At 72.7% G+C, this 22,122-nt stretch carries 19 protein-coding genes, 1 tRNA gene and 1 pseudogene; 14 read left to right on the forward strand and 7 right to left on the reverse strand.

The features are described 5' to 3' along the window. Window positions 1-2: 2 nt before the first annotated feature. The 3 genes from ACQP26_RS03820 to ACQP26_RS03830 all read right to left on the reverse strand — a co-directional run bounded on the left by ACQP26_RS03820 (window position 3) and on the right by ACQP26_RS03830 (window position 4,041). Window positions 3-776: a peptidase gene (locus ACQP26_RS03820; RefSeq protein WP_269702361.1), complete on the reverse strand. Its 774-nt coding sequence runs from the start codon at window positions 774-776 to the stop codon at window positions 3-5. A gap of 2 nt (window positions 777-778) precedes the next feature. Beyond that, the gene (locus ACQP26_RS03825; RefSeq protein WP_433494964.1) at window positions 779-2,065 is read right to left on the reverse strand and encodes a VWA domain-containing protein; all 1,287 of its coding nucleotides are present in this window, start codon (window positions 2,063-2,065) and stop codon (window positions 779-781) included. 305 nt (window positions 2,066-2,370) lie between these two features. After that, the gene (locus tag ACQP26_RS03830) at window positions 2,371-4,041 is read right to left on the reverse strand and encodes a dolichyl-phosphate-mannose--protein mannosyltransferase (RefSeq protein ID WP_433494965.1); all 1,671 of its coding nucleotides are present in this window, start codon (window positions 4,039-4,041) and stop codon (window positions 2,371-2,373) included. A gap of 92 nt (window positions 4,042-4,133) precedes the next feature. On the opposite strand from ACQP26_RS03830, the gene rsmI reads away from it, so the two are divergent. Beyond that, window positions 4,134-4,973: a 16S rRNA (cytidine(1402)-2'-O)-methyltransferase gene (gene rsmI / locus ACQP26_RS03835; protein ID WP_433496080.1), complete on the forward strand. Its 840-nt coding sequence runs from the start codon at window positions 4,134-4,136 to the stop codon at window positions 4,971-4,973. A gap of 60 nt (window positions 4,974-5,033) precedes the next feature. Here the strand turns inward: rsmI and ACQP26_RS03840 are convergent, their stop codons facing one another. Continuing rightward, on the reverse strand, window positions 5,034-5,861 hold the full coding sequence (locus ACQP26_RS03840) for a hypothetical protein (protein ID WP_433494966.1): 828 nt from the start codon (window positions 5,859-5,861) through the stop codon (window positions 5,034-5,036). A gap of 127 nt (window positions 5,862-5,988) precedes the next feature. Here ACQP26_RS03840 and metG point away from each other — a divergent pair, with 127 nt between their 5' ends. Further along, complete coding sequence (gene metG, locus ACQP26_RS03845) at window positions 5,989-7,791, forward strand: methionine--tRNA ligase (RefSeq protein WP_269702354.1); 1,803 nt, start codon at window positions 5,989-5,991, stop codon at window positions 7,789-7,791. Between the two features lie 57 nt (window positions 7,792-7,848). Here metG and ACQP26_RS03850 read toward each other — a convergent pair whose 3' ends face one another. Further along, window positions 7,849-8,700 carry an alpha/beta fold hydrolase gene (locus tag ACQP26_RS03850; RefSeq protein WP_269702353.1) on the reverse strand — a complete coding sequence of 284 codons (852 nt, stop codon included), beginning with the start codon at window positions 8,698-8,700 and terminating at the stop codon, window positions 7,849-7,851. Between the two features lie 61 nt (window positions 8,701-8,761). Then, entirely contained in the window at window positions 8,762-10,006 is a 1,245-nt protein-coding gene (locus ACQP26_RS03855; RefSeq protein ID WP_433494967.1) for a hypothetical protein, read from the reverse strand. Between the two features lie 81 nt (window positions 10,007-10,087). On the opposite strand from ACQP26_RS03855, the gene ACQP26_RS03860 reads away from it, so the two are divergent. The 6 genes from ACQP26_RS03860 (at window position 10,088) to ACQP26_RS03885 (ending at window position 15,984) form a co-directional block, all read left to right on the forward strand. Then, window positions 10,088-10,993 (forward strand): TatD family hydrolase, encoded by a 906-nt coding sequence (locus ACQP26_RS03860; RefSeq protein ID WP_433494968.1) that lies wholly within the window; start codon window positions 10,088-10,090, stop codon window positions 10,991-10,993. Between the two features lie 79 nt (window positions 10,994-11,072). Next, a complete protein-coding gene (gene rsmA / locus ACQP26_RS03865; RefSeq protein WP_433494969.1) occupies window positions 11,073-11,942 on the forward strand; it encodes a 16S rRNA (adenine(1518)-N(6)/adenine(1519)-N(6))-dimethyltransferase RsmA in 870 nt (289 codons plus the stop codon). Between the two features lie 86 nt (window positions 11,943-12,028). Continuing rightward, complete coding sequence (locus ACQP26_RS03870) at window positions 12,029-12,982, forward strand: 4-(cytidine 5'-diphospho)-2-C-methyl-D-erythritol kinase (RefSeq protein WP_269702348.1); 954 nt, start codon at window positions 12,029-12,031, stop codon at window positions 12,980-12,982. 65 nt (window positions 12,983-13,047) lie between these two features. Further along, a complete protein-coding gene (locus ACQP26_RS03875) occupies window positions 13,048-14,847 on the forward strand; it encodes an ABC-F family ATP-binding cassette domain-containing protein (RefSeq protein ID WP_433494970.1) in 1,800 nt (599 codons plus the stop codon). A 97-nt stretch (window positions 14,848-14,944) separates the two neighbouring features. After that, entirely contained in the window at window positions 14,945-15,400 is a 456-nt protein-coding gene (locus tag ACQP26_RS03880) for a DUF4383 domain-containing protein (protein WP_269702345.1), read from the forward strand. Window positions 15,401-15,516: 116 nt separating this feature from the next. After that, entirely contained in the window at window positions 15,517-15,984 is a 468-nt protein-coding gene (locus ACQP26_RS03885; protein ID WP_104113785.1) for a DUF4383 domain-containing protein, read from the forward strand. A gap of 30 nt (window positions 15,985-16,014) precedes the next feature. Here the strand turns inward: ACQP26_RS03885 and ACQP26_RS03890 are convergent, their stop codons facing one another. Further along, window positions 16,015-16,683, reverse strand: a complete 669-nt coding sequence (locus tag ACQP26_RS03890; RefSeq protein WP_269702340.1) for a TetR/AcrR family transcriptional regulator — start codon at window positions 16,681-16,683, stop codon at window positions 16,015-16,017. A gap of 72 nt (window positions 16,684-16,755) precedes the next feature. Here ACQP26_RS03890 and ACQP26_RS03895 point away from each other — a divergent pair, with 72 nt between their 5' ends. The 6 genes and pseudogenes from ACQP26_RS03895 to ACQP26_RS03920 all read left to right on the forward strand — a co-directional run bounded on the left by ACQP26_RS03895 (window position 16,756) and on the right by ACQP26_RS03920 (window position 22,078). After that, on the forward strand, window positions 16,756-17,604 hold the full coding sequence (locus tag ACQP26_RS03895; protein ID WP_433494971.1) for a helix-turn-helix domain-containing protein: 849 nt from the start codon (window positions 16,756-16,758) through the stop codon (window positions 17,602-17,604). Next, window positions 17,597-18,349 carry a resolvase gene (locus ACQP26_RS03900; RefSeq protein ID WP_433494972.1) on the forward strand — a complete coding sequence of 251 codons (753 nt, stop codon included), beginning with the start codon at window positions 17,597-17,599 and terminating at the stop codon, window positions 18,347-18,349. Before ACQP26_RS03895 ends, ACQP26_RS03900 begins: the two co-directional genes overlap by 8 nt. Before the next feature lie 15 nt (window positions 18,350-18,364). Continuing rightward, window positions 18,365-18,436, forward strand: a tRNA-Gln gene (locus ACQP26_RS03905). A gap of 159 nt (window positions 18,437-18,595) precedes the next feature. Beyond that, window positions 18,596-20,062, forward strand: a pseudogene (gene glmU, locus ACQP26_RS03910) (bifunctional UDP-N-acetylglucosamine diphosphorylase/glucosamine-1-phosphate N-acetyltransferase GlmU); the annotation flags it as partial. A gap of 56 nt (window positions 20,063-20,118) precedes the next feature. Continuing rightward, window positions 20,119-21,099: a ribose-phosphate diphosphokinase gene (locus ACQP26_RS03915; protein ID WP_013283956.1), complete on the forward strand. Its 981-nt coding sequence runs from the start codon at window positions 20,119-20,121 to the stop codon at window positions 21,097-21,099. A 283-nt stretch (window positions 21,100-21,382) separates the two neighbouring features. Continuing rightward, on the forward strand, window positions 21,383-22,078 hold the full coding sequence (locus ACQP26_RS03920; RefSeq protein WP_281579057.1) for a 50S ribosomal protein L25/general stress protein Ctc: 696 nt from the start codon (window positions 21,383-21,385) through the stop codon (window positions 22,076-22,078). Window positions 22,079-22,122: the final 44 nt, after the last annotated feature.

Consider the following 22,122-nt stretch of genomic DNA (forward strand, 5'->3'; position numbering starts at 1 on the left):
GCTCAGGGGCGGCGGGGCCGCCGGGTGAGCGCGAAGCCGACCACGCCGGCCACGGCGGCGAGCACGCCGCCCACGCTTGTCCACACCCAGCGCGATCCGGCCTCGGGGAGCCATCCGGTCAGGTCGATCTCCTCGTCGGCCACCGGCTCGGGCGTCGGCTCCGCGCCGAGCACGGTGCCGGCCCTGGTGTTCGGCACCAGCGGCGCGGCCAGTTCGCCGTCGTCGCCGGACGCTCCGCCCTCGTCGGTCGCGCCGACGAGCATCTCCACCTCGATCGGCTGACCCAGGTCGGGCTCGGGCAGGTCGGTGACGGAGAGCCGGACGTAGTAGGTGCCGGGCAGCGGGTCACCCGACCAGGGCTCGGCCCACGGCCGTACCCGGCGCAGCGTGCAGCCGAGCGCGACGCTCGTCGCGGTGGCGTCCGCGGTGGGGGTCTGCGCGCCCGCCGTGCACGCCTGCCGGCGGCGCAACCCGTCGAAGACGTCGACGGTCCAGGTGGACGCGCCGCCGCGTGCCTTCGGGAAGGTGACGGTGGCGGTGATCTCGTGCACCTGCCCGGCGTCGGCGCGGAACGACCAGTACAGGTGGTCACCCGTCGACGCGCCCACCTGCACCGGCTGGCCGGCGGTGACGGTCGTGGCGGTGAGGAACGAGGTGCCGGCCTTGGTCACCGGGGTCGCGCCCGGCGACGGGGTGGGCGCGGCCAGGGCCGCCGCCGGGGTGAGGGCGAGTCCCGCGACGGTCGTGGCCGCCGCGGCGCGGATCAGCGTACGCATGCTCAGTTCACCCTCCACGTGTGCACCCACCAGCGGGTGAGCAGCCCGGCGACCAGCCCGGTGAGCAGTCCGGCCAGCGTGAGCAGAAGCAGCAGCACCCAGCCGCGGCCGAGGTCCGGCCCGTCCGGCGCGGGAGAGGCGGGAACCACGTCCACCGTCAGCTCGACCGGCATGCCGGGCCGGGCCCGGGTGCCGGGCTTGGCCGCGAACGAGTTGCTGACCACCAGGCAGACGGTCGTCTGCTCCGCGCCGGCGCTCGGCTCGGGGCTCGGGCCGTCCTCGTCCTCGTCGGCGGCCGACCAGCGCAGCCCGGCGGAGACCACGTCGGTACGCCCGCTGCCGGCGTCGACGCCCCGGACGAGTTCGCGCCCGTCCGGCGCGGTGGCGCGCAGCAGCACGCCGTAGTCCGGGTTGACCGGCCGGTCCAGCGCGACGCTGACCGAGGCGCGCAGCTCCTGCCCGGCACGCACCGGCACCCGGTACCAGCGGTGCTCGGAAAACGCCTCCCGGTCGCTGTAGACGCCGGGGGCGAGCAGCGGGGCGCCCTCGCACGCCGCGCCGCCGCCGACCACCGCCGGGGTGGCGGTGTACGTGTCCCGGGCGCGGTCGACCAGCTGCTTGATCCGGCCGGTCAGCTCGTCGGCGCTCTGCGCGGCGGTGTAGGTGCCTCCGGTCGCGCCGGCGATGCAGAGCAGCTGCTTGCGTACCTTCTCGTCCGGCGCCAAGCCGAGCGTGTCGACCACCAGGCGGGTGCCCTGGGCGGCCAGCTCGCGAGCCACCTCGCACGGGTCGGGCGGGGCGCAGGTGTCCTCACCGTCGGTGATCAGCACGATCCGCCGGGTGGTGCTGCCGGTGCCGAGATCCTGCGCGGCGGAGCGCAGCGCCAGCCCGACCGGGGTGAAGCCGGTCGGGCGCAGCCCGGCGACGGCGGCCTTGGCCTGGGTGCGGTCCACCGGGCCGACCGGCACGATCTGCTGGGTGTCCAGGCAGCCCTGCTTCTTGTCCTTGCCCCGGTAGGTGGCGCCGAGCACCCGGATGCCGAGCTGTGTCTCGTCCGGCAGGGCGTCGACCACCTCGTTGAACGCCTGCTGCGCGACGGAGATCCGGCTGCGCCCGTCGATGTCGCGGGCCCGCATCGATCCGCTGACGTCGAGGACCAGCTCGACCTTCGGTGGTTCGGCGACGGGCTCGGTGGTCTCGTCGTCGGCCCCGGCGGGGCTCGGCCCGATCAGCGCGGCCGCCGCCAGCAGTCCGACGAGGACAGCCGTCGATCGTCTCTTGTTGATCACCGGGCGAAGTGTAGTGAGATCCACTTTGGAAGATCATCCGGGTCGGGGTGCCCGCCGAAGCCCGGTTTCCGGCGTCCGCCGGGGCCGTCACGGCCGCGCTCGGCCACCCACCGTTAGCTGCACCATGTAAACCTTTCGGCCGGTGGGGTACTCGTCGGAAATCTGACCGGCCCGCACCCGTTGTGCGGTTGCCGGAGTGTGGTTAAGCTCTGTCTTGCGCGCCCCAATCGCCCGCTTCCCCCGTGGCAGGCGATCGGGGCGCGCTTCTATGTGCCCGGCGCCGTGCAGTGCCCGGCGCCCCCGCCTCAGATCCAGCGGCCGTCCAGCCACATCCGGGCCGACCAGTCCGCGTACGGCAGCACCCGGCCCACGAAGATCGGGTAGAAGTAGGCGAAACAGAGCGCCACGAGCAACACGTATGCGCCCGCGATGATCCCGCCCACCAACCGCCGGTCGTGGACCTGCTGCGGGTCCGGTGGCGTGGCCGGGTTCGTCACCGGCGCCGGGGTGGCGATCGCGCCGAGCACGTAGACCACCGCGAGCACCAGGAACGGCACCGCCGGGGCGGCGTAGAAGGAGAACATCGTCCGGCCGTCGAAGGCGAACCAGAACCACGGCAGCAGGCCGGCCGCGACGCTGAGCAGGATCGCGCCCGCCCGCCAGTCGCGCCGGGCCAGGCCGAGCCAGGCGGTCGCGGCGATCGCCGGCAGGAACGACCACCACAGCAGCGGCGTACCCAGCAGCAGCACCTCCGAGGCGCAGCTCGGCGCGCCGCAACTGCCGTCCCCGGACCAGTGGAACGCCACCGGACGGCCGAGCAGCAGCCACTGCCACGGCCAGGACTGGTACTTGTGCGGGTCGTCGAGCTGGGTGTGGAAGCCGTACGCGGCCTTGTGGTACTCCCACAGGTTGATCAGCGCCCCGACGAACGGGGTGTCGCTCAGCTCCGGGTTGTTCGGGTAGCGCTCCGCCAGGCGGTAGTAGCCGTCCTGGCCGAGCAGCCAGCCCGACCAGGTCGCCACGTAGGTCACCAGCATCAGCACGCCGGCGGCGAGCAGCCACGGCAGCTCGTCGAGCACGGCGTCGCGCCACGGCCGGCGTACCCCGGACGAGCGGCGGACACCGACCTCCCAGAGCAGCACCAGCAACGCGAACGCCGGTACGAAGTAGACCGCGCTCCACTTCACCGAGCAGGCGCAGCCGAGCAGCACACCGGCCGCCAGCCGCCACCACGGCCAGTCCCGCCAGCCCGACGACGGCCGTCCGGCCCGGCCCGGCTGTGTCGGGTCGAGCCCGGCCTCCAGCGCCCGTGCCCAGCGCCGCCGCCGGGCGTCCCGGTCGAGCACCAGCGCGCCGAACGCGGCGAGCACGAACAGCAGCAGGAAGATGTCGAGGATGGCCGTGCGGGACAGCACCAGGTGGTAGCCGTCGAGGGCGAGCAGCAGACCGGCCGCGCAGCCGAGCACCGTGGAGCGGAACATCCGCCGCCCGATGCGGACCAGCAGCAGCACCGACAGGGTGCCGGCCACCGCCGCGCCGAAGCGCCAGCCGAACTCCGGCGAGGTGGTGATCAGGTGGCCCGGCACCGAGACGCCACTGTCGGCGTCCTGGTAGCCGAAGGCCCACTCGCCGATGCCGATCATCCACTTGCCCAGCGGTGGATGCACCACGTACGACGGGCCGTTGTCCTTGTAGTTCCACTCGAAGCCGCGGTCGATCAGCCCGTACGCGTCCTTGGCGTAGTAGGTCTCATCGAAGATCTTCCCGGGCGGGAAACTGAGCCCCACGAAGCGCAGGATCGCCGCGACGGCCACCACCACCGCGGTCGCCAGCCACGCCTGACCTCTGCCGATGCGGTCGTCGACGGTGGCGAGCCGGCGCCGCACGGCGGCGGGAAGCCCGCGTCCGGCGCCGTCGCCCCGGTCGGTGGTGGAAGGGTCCGGGTTCGCGCTCTGTGCTGTCGACGCACTCGTCACCCGGCGATCGTAGGCTGCGAGGGTGCCCGGTGGCGTCTGTCGTCTCCGAAATTGGTACGACCTTCGATGAAGGAGCACACGCCGTGGGGGAAATGTCCGAGGTGGGGCGGCTCGTGCTGCTCGGTGCGCCACTCGGTAATCCGGCCGACGCGTCCGCCCGGTTCCGCGAGGTGCTGGCCGCCGCCGACGTGGTCGCCGCCGAGGACACCCGGCGGCTCACCCGGCTGGCCCGCGACATGGACGTGACGGTGCCGGGCCGGATCGTCTCGTACTTCGAGGGCAACGAGGAACGGCGTACCCCCGAACTGGCCGAGGTGCTCGCCGCCGGCTACACGGTCGCGCTGGTCACCGACGGCGGCATGCCGAGCGTCTCCGACCCCGGATACCGGCTGGTCCGGGCCGCGCTGGACGCCGGCGTGCCGGTCACCGCCGCGCCCGGGCCGAGCGCCGTCACCACCGCGCTGGCGCTGTCCGGGCTGCCCTGCGACAGGTTCTGCTTCGAGGGCTTCCTGCCGCGTACCCCCGGGGCCCGCCGTTCCCGGCTGCGCGCGCTCGCCGCCGAGGAGCGCACGCTCGTGTTCTTCGAGGCGCCGCACCGCATCGCCGGTGCGCTCGCCGACCTGGCCGAGACGTTCGGTCCGGACCGGCCCGCCGCGCTCTGCCGCGAGCTGACGAAGACCTACGAGGAGGTCGTCCGCCGGCCGCTGGGTGAGCTGGCCGAGTGGGCCGCCGAGGGGGATCCCCGGGGCGAGATCACGCTCGTCGTGGCGGGCGCACCGGCCACGCCCGCGGTCCGGCCGGACGACGAGACGCTGCGCGCCGCGGTGGCCGAGCGCGAGGCGGGCGGCCTGTCCCGCCGCGACGCGATCACCGAGGTCGCCACCGCGTACGGGCTGCGGCGGCGCGAGGTGTACGCCGTCGTGCACAGCTGAAAGGAAGGGCCCCTTCTTAACGCCTGCGGTAGAGGAAGGGCCCCCTTTTAACACCCCGCCTCACCAGGCGGCCGCCAGGAAACCGACGGTGATCAACGCCGGTCCGGCGAGCGCCAGGCCGACCGCCCAGCGCCGCTGCCGTTCGTCCGCGAGCCGGGTCGCGCCGGTCCACCGGGCGATCCCGGCGGCGCAACCGGCCACCAGGGTCAGCCCCAGCAGCCAGCGCAGGTGCCGTCCGACGCCGGTGTCCGCGTACGCGGTCGACCCGTCCGGCCCGGTCATCCGCGCCCGCAGGGAACTGCCGGTGTCGGTGCGAGCGGCCGGTACGCCGCTGACCCGTACCCCGTGGGCCTGGAACCGGTCGCCGTCGGCCGAGAAGATGCCCCGGCAGCGCTGGGTGAGCCCGCTCCCCGCGCATTCGGTGATCATCACGGTGCCGCCTGTCGAGTGCCCGGCCGCCAGCCAGAAGGGGCCCGCGCTCACCCAGGCGAAGAACGCGGCGAGCAGGCTCAGCGTCAGTAGCACGGCCAGGCCGGCGGGCGGGCTCGGCGGCGCGACCGGGCGGGCGCGTTCCCGCCGCGCCGGGAGCCGGTCGGGACCCGGACGCGGCTCGTCGCGCAGCGGGGTGCCGTCCCAGTGCACCTCCTCGATCGGCGCCCAGCCGCCGGACGGCGCGGCCGCGCGCTGCCAGCGCGGCTGGCGTACCGGCACCCGGCTCGGCACCGCGTCCACCGGCGCCCCGGTGGTCGGCTCCACCTCGACCGGCGGATCCGCCGGGTCGAGCCGTGGCTGCGGCGCGACGGGCGCGCCCGCCGGAGCGGGCCGCGCCCGCCGGGTGGTCGCCGCCGACGGCTCCGGCGCCGCTGGTCTGTTGGTCACGATGTTCATTTCACACCGATACGCCCGGCTTGCGGTGAAGCTCACGCCGCGTGTCGGCGACAAATCGGACGTACGGTCGGAGCCTGCCGCCCATTGGTTCGCGGCGCACCCACGGCAATCACTAGGCTTGCTGCTCATGAGTCACGTTCTCGCCGCGGTCGCCTGGCCCTACGCCAACGGCCCGCGCCACATCGGCCACGTATCCGGATTCGGCGTTCCCTCCGACGTCTTCGCCCGGTACATGCGGATGGCCGGTCACGACGTGCTCATGGTGTCCGGCACCGACGAACACGGCACCCCGATCCAGGTGCAGGCCGACGCCGAGGGCGTCACCCCACGCGAGCTGGCCGACCGCTACAACCGGGTGATCGCCGAGGACCTGCGGGCGCTGGGCCTGTCGTACGACCTGTTCACCCGCACCACCACGCGCAACCACTACGCGGTCGTGCAGGAGCTGTTCACGGGTCTCTACCGCAACGGCTACATCGTCCCGAAGGTCACCACCGGGGCGATCTCCCCGTCCACCGGCCGGACGCTGCCCGACCGCTACATCGAGGGCACCTGCCCGATCTGCGGCTACGACAGCGCGCGCGGCGACCAGTGCGACAACTGCGGCAACCAGCTCGACCCGATCGACCTGATCGACCCCAAGTCGAAGATCAACGGGGAGACGCCGGAGTTCGTCGAGACCGAGCACTTCTTCCTCGACCTGCCCGCCCTGGCCGACGCGCTGCGGCAGTGGCTGGACAACCGCGACGGCTGGCGCCCGAACGTACTGCGGTTCTCCCGCAACCTGCTCGACGACCTCCAGCCCCGGGCCATCACCCGCGACCTGGAGTGGGGCGTGCCGATCCCGCTCGACGACTGGCGCGACCGCCCGGACAAGCGGATCTACGTCTGGTTCGACGCGGTCATCGGCTACCTGTCGGCCTCCATCGAGTGGGCCCGGCGCACCGGCGACCCGGAGGCCTGGCGCAAGTGGTGGTCCGCCGACGGGGAGGGGAAGGATGCCCGCTCCTACTACTTCATGGGCAAGGACAACATCGTCTTCCACTCGGTGATCTGGCCGGCGCTGCTCGGCGGCTACTCCGGCGAGGGCGCCCGCGACGGCGAGCCGGGCGAGCTGGGCCGGCTCAACCTGCCCACCGAGGTCGTGTCCAGCGAGTACCTGACCATGGAGGGCCGGAAGTTCTCGTCCTCCCGCAAGGTGGTCATCTACGTCCGGGACTTCCTGGAGCGCTACGACGCCGACGCGCTGCGCTACTTCATCGCGGTGGCCGGCCCGGAGAGCAACGACACCGACTTCACCTGGGCCGAGTTCCTGCGCCGCAACAACGACGAGCTGGTCGCCGGCTGGGGCAACCTGGTCAACCGGTCGGTGTCGATGGCGGCGAAGAACTTCGGCGCGATCCCGCCGGTCGACCCGGCCGGGCTCACCGAGGCCGACCAGGCCCTGCTGGACACCGCGAAGGCCGGCTTCGCCACCGTCGGCGACCTGATCGCCCGGCACCGGCAGAAGCAGGCCATCGGCGAAGCCATGAAGGTCGTCGCCGAAGCCAACAAGTACCTCTCCGAGCAGGCGCCCTGGAAGCTCAAGGGCGAGGACGACAAGCCCCGGATGGGCACCATCCTGCACGTCGCGCTCCAGGTGGTCAGCGACGCCAACACGCTGCTCACCCCGTTCCTGCCGCACTCCGCCCAGAAGATCCACGAGCTGCTCGGCGGCACCGGCACGCACGCCCCGATGCCGGTGATCGAGGAGGTCGACGACCTCGACGGCGGACCGTCGTACCCGGTGCTGACCGGTGACTACACGGTCGGCGCGCGCTGGGAGTCCGTACCCCTGGAAGTGGGCCGGCCGCTCGCGGCGCCGAAGCCGGTGTTCCGCAAGCTCGACCCGTCCATCGTCGAGGAGGAGCTGGCCCGCCTGGCCGGCTGAACACGCGCGCGAACCGCGGCCCCGGGGATCTCCCCGGGGCCGCGGTCGTCCGCCGGGTCAGGCGGTCGCCATGCTCGGCTTGCCGATGAACTCCATGATGGCCTTGTTGACCTCGGTGGGATGGGTCCACGGCGTGCCGTGCGGCGCACCCTTCAGCGTGACCAGCTTGGCGTCGGGCAGCATGTTCACCAGCCGCTGGCCCGTCACCGGGTACGGCAGCACGTTGTCCTTGTCGCCCTGGATGATCAGCACCGGCACGTCGATGTTCGGCAGGTCACCGCGGAAGTCGGTCTGCCAGGCGTCCACCGAGTCGTGGGTGCCCTTGGCCGACGCCTGCGCGCCGATCTGCCAGTGCGCGTGGTACGCCTCGTCGCTGACCAGCTTCCCCCGGTTCTCGCTGGCGTTGAAGAACGCGTCGCAGAACTGGGTCAGGTAGGCGAACCGGTCCTGGATGATCGCCTTCTGGAACCCCTCGAACATGCTCTTGTCGACGCCCTCCGGGTCCTCGGGCGCCTTCAGCAGGTACGGCGCCAACGGGGCCATCATGACGGCCCGGTCCACCCGGTCCGACCCGTACGCGCCCAGGTAGCGGGTCACCTCACCGGTGCCCATGGAATGCCCGACCAGGATCGCGTTGCGCAGGTCCAGTTCGGTCATCAACACGTCCAGGTCGGCGGCGAACGTGTCGTAGTCGTAGCCCATGGCCGGCTGGGCGGAGTTGCCGAACCCCCGCCGGTCGTACGTGATCACCCGGTATCCGGCGTTCAGCAGCGGACCGCTCATCTTCTCCCAGGTCGCCCCGTTGAACGGGAAACCGTGGATCAGCACGATCGGCTGACCGGAACCGTGATCCTCGTAGTACAGGTCGATGGGTGCGGAGTTCTCCGTACCGACGGTGACGAAAGGCATGTCGGGATTCCCCCTCGCGCGGGTTTCTCGGACGCCCCACGCCTTCCCGACGTGCCCCCGTCTATGCGTGCCGGGCCGGATACGGCAGGTCCACCACGCGGTCGTCGGTCAGCTCGGCGCCCGGCGCCCAGACCTCGTACACGCCACGTTCCAGACACTGCGCACCCGTCGCGGCCACCGCGTCCGGATCCGGGCGGCGCAGCCGCAACCGCAACCAGCCGCCCTCCTCCCGCAGCACCAGGCACGGCGCGCCGCGCCACGCCGCCGTGCGCACCCGGCGGGCCGCCGCGTCCACCGGGTACCGGGCCGCCCGGGTCATCGCCAGCACCCGGAACCCGCCCGGCTGGTCGGCCACCGCCTCGTACTCCGAACCCGCGTACGTGCCGACGAGCCGGGTGGAGCGCGGCGCGTCGCCGGTCGGCACGTACTCCTGGTCGGCGGAAAGCCCGGGCACCGCGGCGAGCAGGTGCCGCCACTGCGGACCCGCCAGGCGCAGCCAGCCCCGCTGCTCCGCCTGGTAGGTGTAGAGCACCACCTCCACCCCCTCGGCCGGGTAGGCCAGCAGCGTGGCGTTCGCCGGCATCGGCAGGTCGGCGAACTCCCGGGTGACGAACTCCGGCACGAGCTGCGCGCTGCTCGGCACGAACCCGGTACCGAGCACCGGCGGCCCGAGCCGGTCCCGGGGCGGCAACGCCATCAGCCCCCGGTGCGCCGCGCCCACCGGTACGTCGTAGTCGGCCGGGTCGGCGGCCCGCCAGCGCAGCGCGTACGCCACGTCACCGCCCTCGGAGTCGCCCCGCAGCACCGCCATCCCGGCCGGTGTCCGCAGGTGCGCCACGTCGTGCTCCCGGTAGCAGAAGCCGTGCGGCAGCCAGCCGCGCACGTACCCGGCGAGCTGCCGGGCCGAGAGCACCTTCACCATCCGGGTACCGGGCCGGATCACCGCCGACGCCCGTACCGCGGCCAGCGTCGGATCGGCCGCCGCACCCGGCTGCTGGCTGAGCCGGTGTACGTACGCCCAGCCCCGGTCCCGGTGCACCGGCATCAGCAGCGGCGCGTCCGTGTCGTCGGCCGGCCCGGCGCCCCCGTGCACCGCGTCCACCTCGGTCACGTGCACGAACCGGCGCCACGGATAGCCGCCGCCCGGCCGGGGACACCACTCGAACCCGGGTGCCTCGTCGGCGCTGAACAACTCGTACGCCGCACCCCGGGCGATCTCCTCGGCCGGGTGCACCCGGCCGCCGTACGTCACGCGCAACCCGGCCCGGTCGGAGGCGGGCCCGCCGGCCTGGTCGGTGACTGTCACTCCAAGACGCTAAGCCCGCCAGATGTGGGGCACGTGAACAGGCGGTGGCGGTCCGGGAACGCCGCACCGGGCCGGTGTGTGATGCTGGCCGCGATGACCGAGCAGACCGAGACCCGCAAGCAGCGCGCCGCCCGCCGGGCCGGGGAGTTCCCGCCCGCCCCCGAGCCGCTGCCCGTACCCGTGCTGGACAGCCACACCCACCTCGACATCACCGTCGGCGAGTTCGGCACGCCGCCGGGCGGCACCCCCGGCGACGACCCGGTGGCCGCCGCGATCGACGTCGCCGCCCGCGTCGGCGTGGACCGGCTCGTGCAGGTCGGGGTGGACGTCGAGTCGTCCCGGTGGAGCGCCGACGTGGCCGACCGGTACGCCCCGGTGCTCGCCACCGTCGCGCTGCACCCGAACGAGGCGCCCCGGCTGGCCGACCTGGACGAGGCGCTGCGCGAGATCGAGACGCTCGCCGGCCGGGACCGGGTCCGCGGCGTCGGCGAGACCGGGATGGACTTCTTCCGTACCGGCGACGACGGGCGCGCCGCGCAGGAGGAGAGCTTCCGGGCGCACATCGCCATCGCCAAGCGGCACGGCAAGGCGCTCGTCATCCACGACCGGGACGCGCACGCCGACGTGCTGCGCATCGTCGACGACGAGGGCGCCCCGGAGACCGTGGTCATGCACTGCTTCTCCGGCGACGCCGACTTCGCCCGCGAGTGCGTCCGGCGCGGGTTCCTGCTCAGCTTCGCCGGAACGGTCACGTTCGGCAGCGCCAGCGCGCTGCGCGAGGCCGCCGCCGTCACCCCGCCGGAGCAGATGCTCGTGGAGACCGACGCGCCCTACCTCACCCCGATGCCGCACCGGGGACGACCCAACGCGTCGTACCTGATCCCGCTGACGGTCCGCTTCCTCGCCGAGACCACCGGGGCCGACCTGGACACCCTCTGCGCCACCATCTCCACGAACGGTGAGCGCGCGTTCGGGCCGTGGCGTTAAGAAGGGGCCCTTCCATATCGCGAGGCGTTAAGAAGGGGCCCTTCCTTCCCCGCGGCCGGGGGCGCTTACGCTACGGGGCGTGACCGGACTCCTCGGCCCGGCGGAGATCCGGGAACTCGCCGCGCGCCTCGGCGTCACGCCGACCAAGAAGCTCGGCCAGAACTTCGTGCACGACCCCAACACGGTCCGCCGCATCGTCACCACCGCCGGGCTCACCCCGGACGACGTGGCGCTGGAGGTCGGCCCGGGGCTCGGCTCGCTCACGCTCGCCCTGCTCCCCGTCGCCGCGCACGTGCACGCCGTGGAACTCGACCCGGCGCTCGCCGCCGCGCTGCCGGAGACCGCCGCGCGCTTCGCCGGCCAGGCCGCCGAGCGGCTCACCGTCCACCCGGCCGACGCGCTGCGGGTCACCGCCGCCGACCTGGGCGGCCCGGCGCCGACCGCGCTGGTGGCGAACCTGCCCTACAACGTCGCCGTGCCGGTCGTGCTGCACCTGCTCGCCGAGCTGCCCACGCTGCGGCACGGCCTGGTGATGGTGCAGAAGGAGGTCGCCGACCGGCTCGTCGCCGGTCCCGGCTCCAAGGTGTACGGCATCCCGTCGGTCAAACTCGCCTGGTACGCCCGCTCCCGCGCCGCCGGCAAGGTCCCGCCGAACGTGTTCTGGCCGGTGCCGAACGTCGACTCCGGCCTGGTCGCGTTCACCCGGCGCGAGCCGCCCCGGCCGGACGTACCCCGGAGGGCCGTGTTCGCGGTCGTCGACGCCGCGTTCGCGCAGCGCCGCAAGACGCTGCGCGCCGCCCTGGCCGGCTGGGCCGGCGGCGCGGACCGGGCCGCCGCCGCGCTCACCGCCGCCGGCGTGGATCCGGGCGCCCGGGGCGAATCGCTCACCGTCGAGCAGTTCGCCGCCATCGCCGCGTCGGCCCCGGACGCCCACGGCGGCGAGCAGTAGGCTGGCGCCGTTGCCCGACCCCTCGCCGAGGAGCTGACCGTGCCGAAGCCGTTCGACATCCGCCCACGTCCGGTGGAGTCCACCCGGTGACCGAGGCATGGCGACCGGAGGACGAGGACGGGCAGCGGCGCGGGTCCAGCGGCCCGGTGAAGGTGCGGGTGCCCGCCAAGGTCAACCTGCACCTCGGGGTCGGGCCGCTGCGGCGTGACGGCTACCACGAGCTGAACACCGTCTACCACGCGATCTCCATCTACGACGAGCTGACCGCCCGTCGTGGCGACACGCTCACCCTCACCATGGAGGGCGAGGGCGCCGGCGAACTGGCGCTGGACGACACCAACCTGGTGCTGCGGGCCGCGCACGCGCTCGCCGGCTACGCGGGCGTCGCCCCGCACGCCCGGCTGCATCTGCGCAAGCAGATCCCGCTCGCGGGCGGGCTGGCCGGTGGCAGCGCCGACGCCGCCGCCGCGCTGGTCGCCTGCGACACGCTCTGGGGCACCGGGCTGTCCCGCGACGAACTCGCCGGCATCGCCGCCGACCTCGGCTCCGACGTGCCGTTCCTGATCCACGGCGGTACCGCGCTCGGCACCGGCCGGGGCGAGGCGGTCAGCCCGGTGCTGGCCCGCCCCACCTCCTGGCACTGGGTGGTGGCGATCGCCGACGGCGGCCTGTCCACCCCGGCCGCGTACCGGGAACTGGACCGGCTGCGCGACACCGGAGCCGCCGGCACGCCGCTGGGCAGCACCGACGCGCTGCTCGCCGCGCTGCGCCAGCGCGACCCGCGGGTGCTCGCCGCCACGCTCGGCAACGACCTCCAGGACGCCGCGCTGACCATGCGCCCGTCGCTGGCCGAGACGCTCAAGGCCGGCGAGGCGGCCGGCGCGCTCGCCGGCCTCGTCTCCGGCTCCGGGCCCACCTGTGTCTTCCTGGCCACCGGTGAGTCCGACGCGGTCCGGATCGCCGCCGAGATCACCGCCGCCGGGGTGTGCCGGGAGGCCCGCGTCGCGCACGGTCCGGTCGCCGGCGCCCGCGTGGTCTGAGGCCCCGTACCCTTGACTCAGGCGTCCCGGGCCCCCGGGACGCCTGAGTCGTGAGGGGTGGGTCAGTGGCCAACATCGTCAACCTGGACCGGGTGTCCAAGGGGTACGGCGCCGCGGGGCCGCTGCTCACCGACGTCTCGCTCGGCCTCGACGACGCCGACCGGGTCGGTGTGGTCGGCCTCAACGGCGCCGGCAAGTCGACGCTGCTGCGGCTGCTGACCCGCATCGAGGAACCCGACGACGGCCGCGTCACGCACCGCCGCGACCTGCGGGTGGCCTGGCTGCCGCAGCGCCTCGACCTGGCCCCCGAACTGACAGTGCGGGACGTGGTGCTCGGCACCGCCTGGCTCGGCGAGAGCATGGGCGCCGAACACGAGTGGGCCGGCGACGCCGGCGTGCGCGCGATCCTCGACGGCCTCGGCATGCCCCACCTCGGCCTGGACACCCCGGTCGGTCCGATGTCCGGCGGGGAACGCCGCCGGGTCGCGCTCGCCGCGCTGCTGGTCCGCGACGCCGACCTGCTCGTCCTCGACGAGCCCACGAACCACCTCGACGTCGGCGGCGTCGACTGGCTGGCCCGGCACCTCGTCACCCGCAAGGGCGCGCTCGTCGTGGTCACCCACGACCGCTGGTTCCTCGACGCCGTCTGCACCACCACCTGGGAGGTCGCCGACCAGACCGTCCGGGCGTACGAGGGCGGCTTCGCCGCGTGGACGCTCGCCCGCGTCGAGCGGCAGCGCGTCGCCGCCGCCACCGAGGCCCGCCGCCAGAACCTGCTCCGCAAGGAGATCGCCTGGCTGCGCCGCGGGGCGCCGGCCCGCACCTCCAAGCCCAAGTTCCGCATCGACGCGGCGAACGCGCTCATCGCCGACGTGCCGGAACCCCGCGACACCATGTCGCTGCAACGGCTCGCCACCGCCCGGCTCGGCAAGCAGGTGTACGACCTCGAAGGCGTCCGGCTGTACGCCGGTCCGAAGGAGATCCTGCACGACACGACCTGGCAGGTCGGTCCCGGCGACCGGGTCGCGATCCTCGGCCGTAACGGCGCCGGCAAGACCACCCTGCTGCGGCTGCTCGCCGGGGTGACGAGCCCCGACGGTGGGCGCTTCGCCGCCGGGCAGACCGTGCGGCCCGCGTTCCTGTCCCAGGAACTCGCCGAGCTTCCCGGCCACCTGCGCGTGCTGGAAGCCGTCGAGGAGGTGGCCCGGCGCGTGCAGTTCGGCGACCGGGAGATCAGCGCCTCCCAGCTCGCCGAGATCTTCGGCTTCGACGACAGGCGGCTCTGGACCCCGGTGAGCGACCTGTCCGGCGGCGAGCGCCGCCGCCTGCAGATGCTGCGGCTGCTCGCCGGGGAACCCAACGTGCTCCTGCTCGACGAGCCGACGAACGACCTGGACACCGACACGCTCGCCGCGCTGGAGGACCTGCTCGACTCGTGGCCTGGCACGATCGTCGTGGCCAGCCACGACCGCTACCTGATCGAGCGGGTCACCGACGTCGCGTACGGCATGTTCGGCGACGGCCGGCTGGTGCACCTGCCCGGCGGCGTCGACGAGTACCTGGCACGCGCCGCCGCGGCCGGCGGCCCGGCGCCCGCCGACCTCACCCCGGCCACGGCGGCGCCGGCGCGCGAGGGCATGTCAGCGGCCGAGGTACGCGTCGCGAAGAAGGAACTGAACCGGCTGGAACGGCAGATCGCCAAGCTCGAACAGAAGGAGGCGGGCCTGCACGAGCAGCTCGCCGCGAACGCCACCGACTACGCGCGGGTCGCCGAGCTGGACGCACAGCTCAAGGAGGTACGGGCCGAGCGGGACCGCACCGAGGAGACCTGGCTGGCCCTCGCCGAGGAACTGCCGGGCGGCTGACCTGCCGCCTGGGTGGGGGGTGTGCGGCGTCACTGACCGGCGTACGGGACAATTACCGGTGGAACCCTCGTCCGAACGGTCTTTTGGAGACGCAGAGATGGCCCACACCCCCGTCAACCACCCCGCGCGGCCGATCTACCGGGCGATCGGCGGGCTCGTTGGTCTGTACTTCGTCGTCTTCGGTGGCCTCGGCATCATCGCCAGCGCCGGCAACGACTTTCTCGCCCAGGACGACACCAAGGTCCTCGGCCAGGGCACCAACATGGCGTTCTCGCTGCTGTCGGTGCTGTTCGGCGTCGTGATCCTGGTCGGCACCGCGATCGGCCGCAACCTCGACGTGGCGATCAACCAGTGGCTGGCCTACACGCTGATGGTGATCGGCCTGGCCGCGCTGGCGTTCCTGCAGACCGACGCCAACATCTTCAACTTCTCGATCATGACCGACGTCGTGGTCCTGACCCTGTCGCTGGTGCTCCTGATGGTCGGCATGTACGGCAAGGTCGGCTCCGACGACGAGCACGAGGCCTGGCAGAAGGCCCGCCTGGTGCTCTGATCCCGTCTCCCACCGAAGGCCCGGCGCGACGCGCCGGGCCTTCGGTGTTTTCCGGACGCGAGCAGACAACCCAAGCGACAATTGCCCCGAATCAGTCATACGGCCTGGAGGGCATCATGGCGCACTTCCCGGTGAACCACCCCGCGCGGCCGCTCTACCGGGTGCTGTCCGGGCTCATCGGCCTCTACATCCTGGTCTTCGGCGTCTACGGCGTCTTCCTGACCTGGGGCGAGGGACTGTTCGGCCGGGGCAGCAACTGGGCGCTGGGCCTGCGCACCAACCTGGCCTTCTCGCTGGTCTCGGTGGTCTTCGGCGCGGTCCTGCTGGTCGGCGCGTCCCGCCGCAACAACCTCGGCCACTACATGAACCTCACCGCCGGCGTGGTCTTCCTGGTCACCGGCATCCTGATGATGTCGGTGCTCCAGACCTCGGCGAACTTCCTGAACTTCTCGATGTCGACGGTCATCGTGTCGCTGCTGTTCGGGCTGGTCCTGCTCGCCACCGGCCTTTACGACAAGGTCGGCACCGCCGAGCACGCCGAGGAGGAACGGCAGCGCCGCTACCACCCGATCGGCGAGCGCTGAGCGCGGCTGTCGTCGTGTGCTGATGCGGCCTCAGCCGCGGGGGATCGGGCCCGGCTTCGACTCCAGGTGCGACAACCCGTTCCACGCCAGGTTCACCAGGTGCGCCGCCACCGTCTCCTTGCGCGGCTTGCGCACCTCCAGCCACCAGCGGCCGGTCAGCGCCACCATGCCCACCAGCGCCTGGGAGTAGAGCTCCGCCAGCTTCGGGTCGTACCCCCGGATGGAGAACTCGCCCGCCAGGATGTGCTCCACCTGGTGCGCCACGTCGTTCATCACGCTGCTGAAGTTGCCCGTCGCCGACATCAGCGGAGACTCCCGGACCAGCACCCGGAAACCGCTGGTCTCCTCCTCGATGTAGGTCAGCAGCGTCAATGCGGCCTGCTCCAGCAACTCCCGCGGGTTGCCCGCGGTCAACGCCGTGGTGATCCGGTCCAGCAGGGCGCGGACCTCCCGGTCCACCACCACCGCGTAGAGCCCCTCCTTGCCGCCGAAGTGCTCGTAGACCACCGGCTTGGAGACCTTGGCGCGCGCCGCCACCTCCTCGATCGAGGTCGCGTCGAAGCCCTTCTCGGCGAAGATCTGCCGGGCGATCGAGATCAGCTGCTCGCGCCGCTGCGTCGCGGACATCCGCACCCGGGAGGGCTTCGCCGCCGGCACGGGCCGCCGACGGGTGCGGTCGCTGCCGGAAACGTCGGTCACCCGTCCATCCTGCCAGGCGCGGCGTCCCCGGTCCGACCGGTCGCTGTCGTACGTACGTTCTACGTTGTGCCGGTGGTCGACCCACTCGCCGCCGAGGCGCGGCGCCTACGCGTGGACGAGCAGCTCTCCGTCGCCGAGATCCGGGCTCGCCTGGGCATCGGCCGCGACCGGGTGTACGCGCTGCTGCGCGGCATCCCGCCGCCGGAGTGGACCCGGCGGCCGCGAGCCCGGGACGATGCCCGTGCCGAGGCCCTGCGGCTGCGCGCGATGGGCCGGTCGGTCAACGAGATCGCGGTGCGGCTAGGGGTGGCGAAGTCGACCGCCTACCAGTGGGTGCGGCACCTGCCGCTGGATCCCGACGACGCGAGCGCGGAGCGGCGCCGCGAGCACTCGAAGGCGATGACGGAGGCACGCTGGAGCGCGTACCGGGAGTCGCGGGACGCTGCGCAGGCGGCGGAGCACGCCCGGGCGGCCGTGATGGTCGGCGGGCTCAGCGAGCGGGATCTGCTGATGCTGGGCGCGGCGATCTACTGGTGCGAGGGCGCCAAGTCGAAGCCCTGGCGGTCCCAGGGCCGGTTGGAGTTCGTCAACAGCGACCCCGGGCTGCTCGCCCTGTTCCTCGCGTTTCTGGCCTGCTGTGGGATCGAACGCGACCTGCCGGCCTATCGGCTCCTGATCCATGAGTCCGCCGATGTCGCGGCGGCGGAGCGCTGGTGGGTGGAGCGACTGGCTCTTCCGCCGGGGCGGTTCGGCCGGGCGACCATCAAACGGCACAACCCGGCGACGGTGCGGCGGAACAACGGGGCGGACTACCACGGCTGCCTGGTGATCACCGTTCCGCGCAGCCGGTGGCTCTACTGGCGCATCGAGGGCGTGATGGCCGAAGTCGGGCGCGCGGTGGAACAGGCGCGAGATGAGTGATCGGCCGGATGCCAACGGTGACCGCGGCCGGCGTGCGGAGCTGAAGGTGGCCGCAGATCGGCTGCGCGAGGAGGGCTGCACCGTCGGGGAGATCGCAGACCGGCTCGGCGTCGCCAAGTCGACCGCCTATCGCTGGGTGGGGCACATACCGCTCGACGCCTCCTCCGACTCCGCAGCGCAGCGCCGTCAGGCGGCCGGTGCCCGGCGTGCGCTCAGATGGGCGGGGAAGCGGACGCTGCGCGAGGCGGCCGAGTGCGAGGCGCGGAGACGGGCGGCCGACTGGGTCGGAGCGCTCGCGTCGCGGGAACTGCTACTCGTCGGTGCGGTGCTCTACATGTGCGAGGGCACGAAGAGTAAACCGGCCAATCCCCGATACGACCTGACGTTCACCAACAGCGACATCCGCCTGGTGGAACTGTTCGTCCGCTTCGTCGAGACGACCGGGCGAAGCCGCCATGAGCTGAGATACCGCGTGGCCATCCATGAGAACGCGGACGCCGAGGCGGCCGGTCGATGGTGGGCGGCCGAACTGGGCGTGGACGTCGGTTGTTTCCAGCGCCCGACGTTGAAGAGACACCATCCCCGGACCACGCGGACCAATGTCGGGGCGGACTACCGGGGATGTCTCGTCGTGAGAGTGCCGCGGTCGCGCGACCTGTACCTGTGGATGACCGGCGTGGTGGAGGGCATGGCCGCGGCCTCTGCCCCCGATCCGAGACCTCCCGAGGTGGACGACACCCGCTAAGCTGTCTGCGTCCCTTCGGCCGTGGTGTAACTGGCAACACCCAAGATTTTGGTTCTTGTGTTTCAGGTTCGAATCCTGGCGGCCGAGCAATTCCAGGTATAGGTGCCCTTCTTGGGGTACGCGGCAACCTGCGGGCTGCTCTGGTTAGCATGACCGCGAGACTGTCGCCGTCCCGACGGGAGCCACGTCGTGTCCCAGCCCCACCTCCGCACCGTTGTCGTGCTCGCCGCCGGTGAGGGCAAGCGGATGAAGTCGTCCCTGCCCAAGGTGCTGCACCCGCTGCTCGGCCGTACCCTGCTCGGTCACGTCCTGGCCGCGGCCGGGCCGCTCGGCGCGGACCGCACCGTGGTCGTGGTCGGCCACGGCGCCGACCAGGTCCGGGAGCACCTGTCCGAGGTCGCCCCCGGCGCCACGCCGGTGCTCCAGGAACGCCAGCTCGGCACCGGCCACGCGGTCCGCATCGCGCTGGACGCGGTGCCGGACGCGGCCGGCACGGTCGTGGTGATCAACGGGGACGTGCCGCTGCTGCGGCCGGAGACGGTCCAGGCGCTCGTCGAGGCGCACGAGGAGGCCGCGGCCGCGGCCACGGTGCTCGCCGCCGAGGTGCCCGACCCGACCGGCCTGGGCCGGATCGTGCGGGACGTGCAGGGGCAGCTGGAGCAGATCGTCGAGGAGCGCGACGCCACCCCCCAGCAGCGCGCGCTGCGGGAGATCAACGCGGGGATCTACGCGTTCGACGCGGCCCGGCTGCGGGAGGCGCTGGGCAAGCTCTCCACCGACAACGACCAGGGCGAGGAGTACCTGACCGACGTCTTCGCGCTGCTGCGCGACGCGGGGGAGCCGGTGGCGGTGCACTGCGCCGCCGACCACGTGGAGACGCTCGGCTGCAACGACCGGGTCGAGCTGGCCGCGCTGCGCCGGCTGCTGCGGGACCGGGTGAACGAGGGCTGGATGCGGACCGGGGTCAGCATCCTCGACCCGCACACCACCTGGATCGACGTGACGGTGACCGTCGAGCGGGACGCGGTGATCGACCAGAACACGCAGCTCCAGGGCGCCACCGTGGTCGGTGAGGGCGCGCTCGTCGGCCCGGACACCACGCTGGTGGACACGGTGGTGGGGGCGGGCGCGAGCATCGTGCGCAGCCACGCGCTCGGCGCCGAGGTGGGCCCGCAGGCGAGCGTCGGTCCGTACGCGTACCTGCGGCCCGAGTCGCGGCTGGGCCGCAAGGCGAAGGTCGGCACGTTCGTGGAGACCAAGAAGGCGTCGATCGGTGACGGTTCGAAGGTGCCGCACCTGTCGTACGTGGGCGACGCGACGATCGGGGACCACAGCAACATCGGCGCGGCGACCGTCTTCGTCAACTACGACGGGGTACGCAAGCACCACACCACCATCGGCAGCCACGCGCGTACCGGAGCGGACAACATGTTCGTGGCGCCGGTGCGGGTGGGCGACGGCGCGTACACCGCTGCGGGTTCGGTGATCACCGGGGACGTGCCGCCGGGTGCGATGGCGGTGGCGCGGGGTCAGCAGCGCAACGTGGAGGGCTGGGTGCTGCGCAAGCGGGCCGGTACGGAGGCCGCGGAGGCGGCGCGGCGGGCCGGTGAGGGTGCGCCCGACACGGGCGGCGCCGCAAGCGAAGGTGACTGACTCCACGGGGATCGCCGGGCCGTGGGTGGATCGCTGAACCGGGGGCATACTGCAACCGAACAGTCCCCGGCCCCACCGCCGCCGGGCACCACCGACATACGGGAGCAGACGGGCCCATGGGCAGCATCGTCGCCGAAAACCGCAAGAGCCTGATGCTCTTCTCCGGGAGGGGTTTTCCGGAGCTGGCCAAGGAGATCGGTGAGGTGCTCGGCGTCGCGCCGACGCCGGCCGACGCGTACGACTTCGCCAACGGCGAGATCTTCGTACGGTACAAGGATTCGGTCCGTGGTTCGGACGCCTTCGTGGTGCAGTCCGTGACGCACGGCGTGAACACCTGGGTCATGGAGACCCTGATCATGGTCGACGCGCTGAAGCGCGGCTCGGCCAAGCGGATCACCGTGGTCCTGCCGTTCTACCCGTACTCGCGGCAGGACAAGAAGCACCGCGGCCGGGAGCCGATCTCGGCGCGGCTGATCGCCGACCTGCTGAAGACCGCCGGTGCGAACCGGATCCTGACCGTCGACCTGCACACCGCGCAGATCCAGGGCTTCTTCGACGGCCCGGTGGACCACCTGTTCGCGATGGACGTGCTGGCCGAGTACGTGGAGCACAAGTACGCGGGCCGGCCGATGACTGTGGTCGCGCCGGACTCGGGCCGGGTACGCGTGGCGGAGCGCTGGACCGACCGGCTGGGCGGCTGCCCGCTGGCGTTCATCCACAAGACCCGCGATCCGCTCAAGCCGAACCAGGTGGTGGCGAACCGGGTGGTCGGTGAGGTCGAGGGCCGGGTGTGCCTGATCGTGGACGACATGATCGACACCGGTGGCACGATCACCAAGGCGGCGGACATCCTCAAGGAGCAGGGCGCGGCGGAGATCGTGGTCGCCTCGACCCACGCGCTGCTGTCCGACCCGGCGACGGAGCGGCTGAAGAACAGCCCGATCAGCGAGGTGGTCGTGACGAACACGCTGCCGCTGCCGTCGGAGAAGCAGCTGGACAAGCTGACCGTACTGTCGATCGCCCCGCTGCTGGCGCGGGCGATCCGGGAGGTCTTCGACGACGGCTCGGTGACCACCCTGTTCGGTGGCCTGAGCTGAGCGCGCCGGTCCGGCCGCCGGTGCTCCGGCGGCCGGGCCGATGCCCTGCGGAACCGGTGGAGCGGTGATATGGGGGACTGCCGGAGAGCCGGGAAATCCCTCGGGTAGACTGGTGCGGTTGCCACGGCGAGGGTGCCCGGCGGGCTGCTGACAAGCACCGCACGGAGGCGCCGTCATCGACGCGGTGCTCCGGGCGGTCGTTCATGACCCTAGCCCCAGCGAGCCCCTCGCCCCAGCACCGCCAGACGACAAGCCGCCGCAGCGAAGCATCAGGAGTTTCCCCGTGTCCGAGGTAAAGATCAGCGCCGAGCCCCGTACCGAGTTCGGCAAGGGTGGTGCCCGTCGTACCCGCCGGGCCGGCAAGGTGCCCGCCGTGCTGTACGGCCACGGCGAGAAGCCCAAGCACATCGCGCTTCCGGCGCGGGAGTTCGCCGCCGCGATCCGCAAGGGCGGCGCGAACCAGCTCTTCGCGATCGAGGTCAGCGACGGCACCCAGGTGCTGGCGCTGCCGAAGGCGATCCAGCGTGACCCGATCAAGGACACCTTCGAGCACGTGGACCTGCTGCTGGTCCGCCGCGGCGAGAAGGTCACCGTCGAGGTCCCGGTCCAGCTGACCGGTGAGGCCGCGAAGGACACGCTGATCGTGCACGACCACGACACGCTGTCGGTGACCGCCGACGCGACCAAGGTGCCGGACCACCTGGAGGCGTCGATCGAGGGCGCCGAGCCGGGCACCACGATCACCGCTGCCGACGTCCAGCTGCCGTCCGGCGTCGAGCTGGCCACCGACGAGGAGACCGCTGTCGCCTCGGTGACCGCCGCTCCGACCGCCGAGCAGCTCGAGGCCACCCTCCCCGAGGTCGAGGAGGCCACCGAGGAGGCCGAGGCCGAGGCCGGCGAGGAGACCGCCGAGGGTGCCGAGGGCGCTCCGGCCGCCGAGGGCGAGGAGGCCCCGGCCGAGGCGAAGACCGAGGCCTGACCGGTCCGCAAGGCTGTGCGACAGGCGTCCCCGGTTCCCGGGGG

Source organism: Micromonospora sp. CA-248089 (assembly GCF_050948515.1).
Taxonomy (GTDB): Bacteria; Actinomycetota; Actinomycetes; order Mycobacteriales; family Micromonosporaceae; genus Micromonospora.

Bases quoted from the DNA above. Each gene is read 5' to 3' on its own strand.
- ACQP26_RS03820 (WP_269702361.1), bottom strand. From the start codon at position 776: ATGCGTACGCTGATCCGCGCCGCGGCGGCCACGACCGTCGCGGGACTC.
- rsmI (WP_433496080.1), top strand. From the start codon at position 4,134: ATGTCCGAGGTGGGGCGGCTCGTGCTGCTCGGTGCGCCACTCGGTAAT.
- ACQP26_RS03840 (WP_433494966.1), bottom strand. From the start codon at position 5,861: ATGAACATCGTGACCAACAGACCAGCGGCGCCGGAGCCGTCGGCGGCG.
- metG (WP_269702354.1), top strand. From the start codon at position 5,989: ATGAGTCACGTTCTCGCCGCGGTCGCCTGGCCCTACGCCAACGGCCCG.
- ACQP26_RS03850 (WP_269702353.1), bottom strand. From the start codon at position 8,700: ATGCCTTTCGTCACCGTCGGTACGGAGAACTCCGCACCCATCGACCTG.
- ACQP26_RS03860 (WP_433494968.1), top strand. From the start codon at position 10,088: ATGCTGGCCGCGATGACCGAGCAGACCGAGACCCGCAAGCAGCGCGCC.
- ACQP26_RS03880 (WP_269702345.1), top strand. From the start codon at position 14,945: ATGGCCCACACCCCCGTCAACCACCCCGCGCGGCCGATCTACCGGGCG.
- ACQP26_RS03885 (WP_104113785.1), top strand. From the start codon at position 15,517: ATGGCGCACTTCCCGGTGAACCACCCCGCGCGGCCGCTCTACCGGGTG.
- ACQP26_RS03900 (WP_433494972.1), top strand. From the start codon at position 17,597: ATGAGTGATCGGCCGGATGCCAACGGTGACCGCGGCCGGCGTGCGGAG.
- ACQP26_RS03915 (WP_013283956.1), top strand. From the start codon at position 20,119: ATGGGCAGCATCGTCGCCGAAAACCGCAAGAGCCTGATGCTCTTCTCC.